The organism is Spirulina subsalsa CS-330 (assembly GCF_028330765.1).
GTDB lineage: Bacteria > Cyanobacteriota > Cyanobacteriia > Cyanobacteriales > Spirulinaceae > Spirulina > Spirulina subsalsa_A.
Genome location: NZ_JAQMTY010000098.1, coordinates 1 through 7,093 on the forward strand (window position 1 = coordinate 1; position 7,093 = coordinate 7,093).

The 7,093-nt window shown below is 55.4% G+C and carries 6 protein-coding genes; 1 reads left to right on the forward strand and 5 read right to left on the reverse strand.

Annotated elements, in window-relative coordinates; all coding sequences use genetic code 11:
- Positions 1-223: 223 nt before the first annotated feature.
- The 4 genes from PN477_RS06620 to PN477_RS06635 form a co-directional block, all read right to left on the reverse strand.
- Positions 224-1,087, reverse strand: coding sequence for a glycosyltransferase family 2 protein (locus PN477_RS06620; RefSeq protein WP_272117035.1), 864 nt, complete (start codon positions 1,085-1,087; stop codon positions 224-226).
- Positions 1,088-1,228: 141 nt separating this feature from the next.
- Positions 1,229-1,996, reverse strand: coding sequence for a hormogonium polysaccharide biosynthesis protein HpsJ (gene hpsJ-B, locus PN477_RS06625; RefSeq protein WP_272117037.1), 768 nt, complete (start codon positions 1,994-1,996; stop codon positions 1,229-1,231).
- Between the two features lie 218 nt (positions 1,997-2,214).
- Positions 2,215-2,823: a flavin prenyltransferase UbiX gene (locus tag PN477_RS06630; RefSeq protein ID WP_272117039.1), complete on the reverse strand. Its 609-nt coding sequence runs from the start codon at positions 2,821-2,823 to the stop codon at positions 2,215-2,217.
- A 12-nt stretch (positions 2,824-2,835) separates the two neighbouring features.
- The gene (locus tag PN477_RS06635; protein WP_272117041.1) at positions 2,836-3,597 is read right to left on the reverse strand and encodes a MinD/ParA family ATP-binding protein; all 762 of its coding nucleotides are present in this window, start codon (positions 3,595-3,597) and stop codon (positions 2,836-2,838) included.
- A 337-nt stretch (positions 3,598-3,934) separates the two neighbouring features.
- On the opposite strand from PN477_RS06635, the gene PN477_RS06640 reads away from it, so the two are divergent.
- On the forward strand, positions 3,935-5,203 hold the full coding sequence (locus tag PN477_RS06640) for an FAD-binding oxidoreductase (protein WP_272117043.1): 1,269 nt from the start codon (positions 3,935-3,937) through the stop codon (positions 5,201-5,203).
- Between the two features lie 14 nt (positions 5,204-5,217).
- Here the strand turns inward: PN477_RS06640 and PN477_RS06645 are convergent, their stop codons facing one another.
- Positions 5,218-6,573: a DICT sensory domain-containing protein gene (locus PN477_RS06645; RefSeq protein WP_272117044.1), complete on the reverse strand. Its 1,356-nt coding sequence runs from the start codon at positions 6,571-6,573 to the stop codon at positions 5,218-5,220.
- Positions 6,574-7,093: the final 520 nt, after the last annotated feature.

The following is a 7,093-nucleotide window of genomic DNA, read 5'->3' on the forward strand; positions in this document are numbered from 1 at the left end:
CATTCAGTGGACGTTAAACAGATGCTTGTGGAGGGGAATCTGGACGGGGTTTCAAGACAGAGATGACTTGAGACTAGACAAACCCAATGAAGCAAGAATCCCTCGTTATAATCTTTGATTTAACGGTGGGAGTGTCAATGTTGTAGCGTGTTTTCAGGGGGGTTTGGGGGGAGCGTGGGAAATATCGATGGATTGAGATGGTGCGATCGCTCCCTTGGTGGATTCAGTGTTTTGGCATGGCGGTCTCTGCTGTCACCGCTTCCTGACGCAGTTCCCACACCTTGAGCAAAATCATATATTCATAAAACGCCTGCAACACACACCAGGTAAACCCCGCCCGCCCATCCCAAATCCCCCCCAAGAGAAAATACATATACAAAAACCGTAGCAAGGGGCGGAACGGTAGGCGCAGGGATAGATCTTTGAGGGCGCGTCGTCGCACGACTTCCGAGGAGCCAAACAGGAGATCGCGCCAATTGATTTCACCCTGTTGGAGTTGTTTGATGGTTTCGCGGGCTTCGTCGGTGGAGTAGCGGTTGTGTTTTTCAAACCAACGGCTGAAGCCTTTGCCGCTGGTGTAGTGGGGATAGGTGGCGGTGAGAAACGCCGTGGGGCCGTCGCACACTTCGCGTTCGGTGTGGCCGTAGTCGTCGAACCAAACCCGGTCTTTGTGAAAGAGGCGCATTTGGTAACGCGGGTATTGGGTGCAGCGTCGAATCCAGCGGTTCATGAACATCACCCGTTCGGCGGCGTAGTAGCCGATGTACTGGTCTTGCTGGGGGGCTTGGGCGCATTCGGCGTAGAGTTCGGGGGTCATCCGTTCGTCAGCTTCGAGGATGTAGACCCAGGGGTGGGCGGTTTCAACAGTGCGAAGCATCCAGGTGCGTTGCTGGCCGTGGCTGATGAAGGGGTGCTGGACGAGGCGCACGGGGTGGCCTTGGGCGATGTATTGCTCCGCGATCGCCACGGTTTGATCGGTACTGAAGGAATCAACGACGATCACATCATCACAATGGGGCAGGATGGAATCGAGACAGGGGCCGATCTCCGATTCCTCGTTATAGGTCAGGATATAAACTGAAAACATCGCAGTCACGTCAAAGGGGGTGCGATCGCACCCCAGCCAGCTACATCAAAATCATCAGTGATCTGGGCGTGATCCCGATGGGGTGACGAGAGGCACAGGACGACCATCACCCCGTCACGCCATCGCCAGCCCGATCAGACCCTAGCGCCGTCGGCCACCACCGCCACCGCCGGCCAGGCTCCGAAAGCCCATGCCGCCAATAATCAAATAGCCCACCGACAGCAACAAGCTACTCGCCCCGATCCGGAAACCGGATTTAAAGGCATTTAACTGGGCTTGATTTTCCGCTTCTTGGCGCTGCTCTTCGAGTTGGGTGCGAGCTTCATCAGCCCGTTGGGTGACGGCATCGGGATTGCCCTTCAACTCTTCAATTTGCTGGCGGATAGTTTGTAATTGTTCAAGCTGGGCCCCTTCAACTTGACCGCTCGCGATCGCTGCATCCAACTCTTGAATCCGAGCCTCATCTCCCAACAACTGCGTCACCTGCTCCAACTGACCCTCAATTTGAGTTTCAGCCTGGGTCGCACTTTGTTCAATCTGTTGCATAGCTTGGGTTCTCGCCCGACTCAGGTTACTGATATGCACCGGAACCAGCAATAAAAACACCAAGCCCAAAACCGCCGCCAAGACAAACGACCAAAAGCGCAAATCCGTGAAGGAAATTTTGCTCGCTTGGCCCGCGCCCATATTTTCTGCCAACCAATAGCCTGTCAACAGAAAAGCAATCCCAATCATCGGGATCACACCACGGTCAACAAATTGATTGGTAAACGCAATCTGCCAATCTTGATTGAGGGGGCTAAAGGGAATCAAAAGCACAATATAGTCGACTAGCGACGACACAATCAAAATGACCCCAACAACCTTTAAGGCAAGGGATGAAAAGAAAGAAAATGCAGGGTTACTCATCGCAAATGGGTTCCGTGTCTCCAAACAGAGAAAATTCAGTCCGCAATATCAATCGTGATTGACACAAATGACAGTGACAAACAGTATTTCGAGATTACTAATGACTATGATGCCATTAGAAATACCAGGCTATCATTTTAAAGGATTCCCGTTCACAGATTGGCGATGATCTTCACAGGACAGGCGATTCCTTCACGCTTCGTTACGTTTTGTATCAATCAATACCCTTCCCAGCGATTCAACGGCACACAGTCCAGGTCAAGTTGATCGAACGCCCGCGCCACGACAAAATCCACCAGGTCTTCAATGGTCTGGGGATGGTGATACCAGGCCGGAATCGCGGGGACAATCCGCGCCCCAGCTTCGGCGAGGGCGGTTAAGTTGCGCAGATGAATCAAGCTAAAGGGGGTTTCGCGGGGCACGATGATCAACCGCCGTCCTTCCTTGAGTTGCACATCGGCGGCCCGTTCGAGCAAATCCGAGCTTAGACCCTGGGCAATCTTCGCCACGGTGCTCATACTACAGGGCATCACAATCATGCCGTGGGTGCGAAAGGAGCCGCTAGCGATCGCCGCGCCCACATTGCCCCAACGATGACACCGGAGCGTGCCTGCGGTGGGAACTCCGGCCTGTTCGCGCCAAAAGAGCGCTTGTTCCTCCGGCTCAGGGGGCACACGGGTATTCATTTCCGCCTGCCAAACGAGGAAGGAGGATTTTGAAGCCACGAGATCCACGGTATAGTCTGCCGTGAGCAAGTGTTTGAGGGCCCGCACGGCGTAGATCAGGCCGCTGGCTCCACTAATGCCCAGAATGAGAGATTGGGTCATAACGGGTTGGAATTAGGGCAGGATGCTGCGGGCAATTTTGGCGATGGTTTGGGAGATGGGATGGTCGGGGTAGCGTTGCACAAAGACCCCTTCGCTGCCAAGAATCATCATCTCATCGGAATGGGGCAAAATTCCCCCGACGGGATTGCCGTAAATACTTTCCACCCGTTTTTTGAGATCATCAAAATCAAAGGTTTGGGGGACTTTATTCACCACCATTAAAATTTGTGGCACGTTCAAGCGTTGGGCAACATCGACGGTGACGGCAGTGCCTTGAAAGTCTTGATGGTCGGGACGCAGAATCAAGACCAAAATATCGGAAATGGTGATCGAAAGCAGGGTTTCTTCGTTGAGGCCGGGGTGAGTGTCAATGAAGAGATAGTCGAGGTTGAGGGCCTCAATCAGGTCTTGGAAACCGTCGTTGAGGAGTCCCACGTCGTATCCTTCGCGCAGGACGCGGGCAATTTCTCCGGCTTTGACACTGGAGGGGACGAGGTAGACACGGCTACGGCTAGGGATGTCACCTGAGATCACGGCGGTAACATCATGGGCTGTTTCTTCAATTTTGCAATGCCCCCAGAGATAGTCATTGAGGCAGGGACTCAGGGTTTCCTCGGCATAGCCGAAGAGGACGTGAATCCCGGGTGATTGGATGTCTGTGTCAACAATGCCGACGCGGTATCCGTGGCTTGCCACTGCGATCGCTAGGTTAGCTGTGGTGTTGGATTTACCCGTGCCACCTCGGTAGGAATGAACAGAAACAATCTGGGACATAGCGTTTGGACAGCGGAGTTGCAGTTAACTGCTAGTGTAGGCTACTGCTGAGATTTTGCTGTATTTTTTCAGGGGTTTTTAGCGGGATGGAGAAATATCTGAAGGCGATTTTTTCCATGGGGACAGAGGGGATGAGGCGGGGGAAACGGTGGTGGGGATTGTCCGATTGAACGCGATGCCGCCCCTGGCTGGGGAGGCCAGTGATAGGATAATTGAGCGATGCCCTGTAACCGGCGGACTCGCACCGTGATTGGTTCGGGTCGGGTTGGGGGTGCGATCGCGGGGCAGCGTCCCCACTCAACCCCTGAAAATTTTGATCGTGACTGTTTAAGTGTGTATGGCTGATTCTCTACCGTTGATAGCTGATCTTGACCCTGTTGATGAATCAACGGTGACTCCTCCGTGGCGCGATCGCCTCACCGCCCTCGATCTCACGCCGCCGCAACTCCTGTTTCCCCAAACCCTCCCCGCCCTCCAAGCCGTGATCCGCCATCTCCACCACAGCGGCGGCACGATGCGACCCTGTGGCACGGGGACAAAACTGACCTGGGGCGGGATTGGGCGGCCGGTGGACTATCTCGTCAGTGGGGCGGCGTTGGATCGTGTCATCGATCATGCGGTGGGGGATTTGACGATCACCGTAGAAGCGGGGATTTCCCTCGCCGCCGTCCAAGCCCATCTCGCCCCCACGGGGCAGTTTCTCCCCCTCGATCCGGCCTATCCAGACCAGGCGACCCTGGGCGGTATTGTGGCGACGGCGGATGCGGGGAGTTGGCGACAGCGGTACGGGGGGGTGCGGGATCTGTTGTTGGGGATGACGATGGTGCGGGCGGATGGTGCGATCGCGAAAGCCGGGGGACGGGTGGTAAAAAATGTGGCGGGCTATGACTTGATGAAGCTGCTGACGGGGTCGTTTGGCACGTTGGGGATGTTGGCGGAGTTGACCTTTCGCACCTATCCCCGACCGGAGACGATGGCGACGCGGGTGCTGACGGGATCAGCCGAGGCGATCGCCACCACCACCCAAACCCTGTTAAACTCCACCCTCACGCCGGTACGCTTGGATCTGTTGAACGGCTCGCTGGTACGGGCTGGGGGGGGACGGGGCGCGTTAGGGCTGGGGGTAGAATTCGCCAGTATTGCGGCCAGTGTGGCGGTGCAGCTTGACCAATTGGACGCGATCGCTACTCAACAGGGCCTAACGATCACCACCCCCGCCCCCGATTTTTGGGACACCCTCACCGCCACGGTGCGCACGCCCGCCCACAGGGACGCGATCACGGCGCGGTTTGGGGTCTTGCCGGCGGCGTTACCAGATCTGTTGGCGAATCTGCCCACGACAGCGATCGCCCTCGGCAACGGCGGCAGCGGTCTCGGTTTTTGCCAATTTCCCGCCGGGATCACAGCGGATCAACTGCGGCGGGTGCGGCGACAATGCGCACAGCAGCGGGGCTTCTTCACCCTCCTTGATGCTCCGGCGGCCCTTAAACAGACTATCGATCCGTGGGGCTATCCGGGCAATGCGATCGCCCTAATGCGTCAAGTCAAACAGAGCTTTGATCCTCAAAACGGCTTCAGTCCCGGCATCTTTGTGGACGGCATCTAAGGCCAGGCGCGAGCTTACGCCAGGTCTAACGCCGCCGCCGTCACCGCCGGATCATCATCCAACAACCAAATCCCCGACGCGATCTTCGGTTGATGCACCGCTAGATTCATCCCCTGCTGTAACCCAAACACCAGCAAAACCAACGTCTCCGCCAATTTCGGATCAAACCGTTGCCCGGCTTGGGCTTGACAGACGGCCAGGGCATCCTGGAACGGTTGGTCACTCTTTGCATCCCTCGCATGGAGCACAGCCTGTTGAAACTGCGCCACGATCGCTAAAATTCTCGACTCCAACGGAATCGCATCATAGGCCAGCCCGTCCGGTATGCCCGACCCGTCCCACGCCTCGGCTTGGTGGGTGATGATTTGGCTAATCGCTTGCAGTTGGGGCATGATCCGCAACACTGCCGCTTTGGGGAGAATCCCCTGTTTTGCGAATGCTTGATGCTGGGCTTCGGTTTGAAGCTCACCCAGGGCCGTATTGCCGGTGAGGGGAGCGAGGCGATGGAGCAACCCAGCCAGGCGCAACCGTTTCACCTGCCAGGCCGGGAGATCCAAGAGTTGCCCCATGGTTTCGGCCAAGGTCGCCACTTCGCCGGCGGCGTTGGGATTATTGACATCGGCCTGATCAATGAGTTGAGCCATGCGCAGGAACGCTTGCATCTCGTTGGAGAGGAGATTGTTATGGAGGATGGAGTTGGGGGCGGTGGGGCTGGATTGGCTGTCTTGGAGGGCTTGCACCACATTCATCACCACGGTATTGAGGTCATCGCGCTGACATGATCCAAAGTCTTGGGTCATGGTGGTGAGTTGTTGGCTCCAGCGGTCGGCTAGGGTGGGGTTGTAGGCGTGAATATGAGCGATCGCGAATTGCAGCGTTTCATGCACCAAGTTCGACTCGAACGTCCAAAACCCATAGAATTTTCGCTCTAGATCGTCCTGGGGTTGGCCCGCCTCGCCATAGTCAGCCTCGGAGAGTTCTTGACATAGCACCATGGCGCTATAGGTGGGGGACAGGATGATCAAGTGCCATTCTTGGGCAACGGGATCATCGGTGGTGAGTTCGATAATGTCTACATTGTCCTGGGCGGCGGTGGAATGTTCGGCAAACCCGGAGTCAGCGGCGACGAGGATGGCGATCTGGCTGGATTTTTGGGCGATCGCTGCATAGCGTTCGGCTTCTTGGGCGTACCATTTACCCTGCTGAAACGCTGCAATGATCAGGGGAGGGCGCTCCGATTCGAGGACAAAATCTTCGAGGGCATGGCACAGGGCAATCAAGGTATTTTTGTAATACACCCCTAAGTTAATCGGATGACCTGTGTTTTGGTGGGCCGTACAAAGTTTTTCGAGCAGTGAGCCTGAGCGCATAATAAACCGACACTAGATAACAACAAAAAAACGAGATATCTGTAAATGTTCAAGAGCAGTGATGAGCGAAATCGGGACGATCGCACCGCTATGAATGAGGGCATAGGCTTCGCATCACCACCCCCACTATCCCCCACCATCATGCCTTGTGATCAATAATTTTATCGAGAGTTATGACGTGATCCGGTGCTGGAAGGTTCAGAGTCGCCCTCTCTACACTTCCGGTTGGCGATCGGTTTGGGTTGACATACTCCTCGCGCTAAAGCGACGAGGATTCTGCGATCCTGGCGTAGCCAGCAAACCTTCGTTTGTCTTACGACTACTCTCGCACTAGACAATGCCCTGCCTAGCTGAATGATTCAGACTCCAGAGTTGGTTGTCTTCCTTTAGGCTTCATAGAACTGTTGAATCCTGCATTTTACCGCTAGCGATTCGTTTTTTATCCAACTAAACTACTCAGCTACGCTCCCAAGTGTTGCTCGAAGTTTTACCCAAAAGACTTGCTCTTAGAACCCCATAC

What these genes read in the sequence shown, in the direction of transcription:
- PN477_RS06620 (WP_272117035.1), bottom strand. Translation starts at nt 1,087, where the DNA reads ATGTTTTCAGTTTATATCCTGACCTATAACGAGGAATCGGAGATCGGC.
- hpsJ-B (WP_272117037.1), bottom strand. Translation starts at nt 1,996, where the DNA reads ATGAGTAACCCTGCATTTTCTTTCTTTTCATCCCTTGCCTTAAAGGTT.
- PN477_RS06630 (WP_272117039.1), bottom strand. Translation starts at nt 2,823, where the DNA reads ATGACCCAATCTCTCATTCTGGGCATTAGTGGAGCCAGCGGCCTGATC.
- PN477_RS06635 (WP_272117041.1), bottom strand. Translation starts at nt 3,597, where the DNA reads ATGTCCCAGATTGTTTCTGTTCATTCCTACCGAGGTGGCACGGGTAAA.
- PN477_RS06640 (WP_272117043.1), top strand. Translation starts at nt 3,935, where the DNA reads ATGGCTGATTCTCTACCGTTGATAGCTGATCTTGACCCTGTTGATGAA.
- PN477_RS06645 (WP_272117044.1), bottom strand. Translation starts at nt 6,573, where the DNA reads ATGCGCTCAGGCTCACTGCTCGAAAAACTTTGTACGGCCCACCAAAAC.